Below are 2,540 nucleotides of genomic sequence, written 5' to 3'. Positions count from 1 at the left end.
AAAAACGTCAAGACAGGGGTGCCCGTAGGGCGGGGTGGGTAGATCTACGCACCCCACCGAGATTTCAGATCGGTTACTTCTGCCACCGCTTGGTGGCTGCTGCAATCCGCTGACCGTATAGTTCACAAGATAGTCGATCGCCAGTCTCAAGTTCTACTGTTTTTGTCCCCGTAAAATCAGGAACGGCTTGCCCCATCACTCCTGTATAAGAACCCAATCGATTCACCCCATTCGGCTGTGACATTTCACCCGCACCCACCCAAATCATTGAATGTTGGGCAGCATTAATCGCTAAATAAATCAGCGTCCCTTGTTTATCGCCACTCAAACCACCGGAATGAGTGAAACCGCCCGCAATCTTGTCTTTCCATAGCTGTTGCGCCCAGGCACCGCTGACACCATCAACAAATGCTTTAAACTGAGCGGCAACACCACCCATATAAGTCGGCGAACCAAAAATAATTGCATCTGCACTATTCAAAACAGCCAACATTGCCTCATCTTTCCAGCGACCATTAACAATTTGTTCGCCAGTAATGCGGAGTAATTGGACTTTTGTGTCGGGAATTGTTTGGGCACCTGTGGCAATTGATTCCGCCATTAAATGGGTGTGTCCGGTGCCTGAAAAATAGATAATTGCGATATTTGTCATGAAATTTTCTTAGAGATTGTGAATTAAATAACCTAACTTGATACCTCGTTTTTACCTGCGACTAAAGTCGCGGCTAATGATGCGAAGTCCGCGTAGGCGGACTGAAATATTAGTCCGCCTATGCGGACTTCGCATTACGAGGAGTGGTTGAAACCACTCTGAGTTTAGGCAGCAACAGCCTCTACATGCGGTGTAAATAGTTTCTTCGTCGCACCACAGATTGGGCAATACCAATCATCAGGAATTGCTTCAAAAGCTGTGCCCGGAGCAATCTCCGAATCAGGATCGCCGAGAATCGGATCGTAAATTACGCTGCACTGTTTACAAATCCATTTCTGAGTAGCTTGTTTGGCGGTAGCTTCCCCGCCTTTAAGCACGGTTAAGGCTTCGGTATAGCAATCGGCATGATGATGTTCGATCGCTTTGAGCAAGCCAAACCGATGGGCGGCACGGCGAAAGGTATCCGCATGTTCTGATGATTCTTGAGTTTGCGCTTCAAAATCAGCAGTGGCTTTGTCGTCGCGATCTTTTTTCGCTTGAACGGTAAATTCTGGATACATAGTGGTGTATTCATAGGTTTCACCCTCGATCGCTACAACTAGTCGTCCGATTCGCCCGAAGCCGTTAATACCAATTTTGAGTGTCATTTCAAGTTAATTCCTGAATCTAAATTTCGTTTTTACAGGGCTGTTCTCGTTCGATTTCCGTGATATTTGCTAATGTCACTTCTGCGATCGCCCGCATCGCATCTTCAGTAAAAAACGCCTGATGTCCGGTAATTATTACGTTAGGGAAAGTCATCAGGCGGGCAAAAGTATCATCTTGGAGAATTCGATCGGATCGATCTTCAAAGAATAGTGCTGACTCTTGTTCATAAACATCTAATCCTAATCCGCCAATTTGGGATGATTTGAGTGCAGTAATAATCGCATCCGTATCGATTAATGCACCCCTACTGGTGTTGATTAGCATCACATGAGGTTTCATTTGGGCGATCGCCTCTTTGTTGATTAAGTGATGGTTTTCTGGAGTTAATGGACAGTGGAGCGTAATAATATCCGACTGGGAAAATAGTTGAAATAGCTCCATGTATTCGACTCCAATCGCCTCACATTGGGGATTGTGAAAGGGATCGTAAGCAATAACTTTGCAACCAAACCCTGTCATAATTTGAGCGGTAACTGTGCCAATTTTGCCCGTACCGACAATCCCGATCGTCCGTCCATGTAAATCGAATCCCAGCAATCCTTCGAGTGAAAAATTGCCTTCGCGGACGCGGTTATAGGCTCGATGTAATTTGCGATTGAGTGTCAGGATTAATCCCACGGTATGTTCGGCGACGGCATAGGGGGAATAGGCGGGCACTCGCACTAATTTGATGCCCAGATTTTTGGCTGTCTCCACATCGACATTATTATACCCAGCACAGCGCAAAGCAATTAGGCTGACACGATCGCTTGCGAGAGCTTTTAATGTGTCTCGATCGACTTCATCATTAACAAAGATACAAACGGCGGTGGCATCTTTAGCCAGGATGGCGGTGTGTCGATCGAGCTTAGGTTCTAAAAATGTCAGTTGATGTTGATGTTGTGAATTAGCGGCTGTAAAAAATTGGCGATCGTATGACTTGGTACTAAAAATAGCAACTTTCATAATTTATTTGGGATGTTATTTTAAGTAGCCTCTCGTTCCGAGCATCGATCTTGTCTGACTCGATACTGACTAGCTTAGACTTAAAGTGTGAGCATCTCGTGAGGCGATCGTATCTATTCAGTCATTGAGCTACCTATTTATTACCTGCGACTGTTCGCGAGTGCGAACAACCACTTTGAGTATAGGTAGCAACTTGGGTTATGTACTGTGCCGTCCCTTGTCATTCCGAGCATCC

2 protein-coding genes and 1 pseudogene are annotated in these 2,540 nt (G+C 45.6%); all 3 read right to left on the bottom strand.

All coding sequences use genetic code 11. The annotated features are described in order from the left end of the window. Positions 1–73: 73 nt before the first annotated feature. Positions 74–652, bottom strand: a complete 579-nt coding sequence (locus RMO79_RS21330) for a flavodoxin family protein (RefSeq protein WP_310485276.1) — start codon at positions 650–652, stop codon at positions 74–76. A 164-nt stretch (positions 653–816) separates the two neighbouring features. Next, positions 817–1,254: pseudogene (locus tag RMO79_RS21325) on the bottom strand (rubredoxin); the annotation flags it as partial. A gap of 64 nt (positions 1,255–1,318) precedes the next feature. After that, positions 1,319–2,305 carry a 2-hydroxyacid dehydrogenase gene (locus RMO79_RS21320; RefSeq protein WP_310485275.1) on the bottom strand — a complete coding sequence of 329 codons (987 nt, stop codon included), beginning with the start codon at positions 2,303–2,305 and terminating at the stop codon, positions 1,319–1,321. Between the last annotated feature and the right edge of the window lie 235 nt (positions 2,306–2,540).

This window comes from Chamaesiphon sp. VAR_48_metabat_403, from assembly GCF_031422475.1.
GTDB lineage: Bacteria > Cyanobacteriota > Cyanobacteriia > Cyanobacteriales > Chamaesiphonaceae > Chamaesiphon.
Note: the sequence above shows the minus strand (reverse complement) of the source record. Positions and strands in the feature narration are given on the sequence as shown.

Coding starts and splice junctions, on each gene's coding strand:
- RMO79_RS21330 (WP_310485276.1), bottom strand. CDS start 652: ATGACAAATATCGCAATTATCTATTTTTCAGGCACCGGACACACCCAT.
- RMO79_RS21320 (WP_310485275.1), bottom strand. CDS start 2,305: ATGAAAGTTGCTATTTTTAGTACCAAGTCATACGATCGCCAATTTTTT.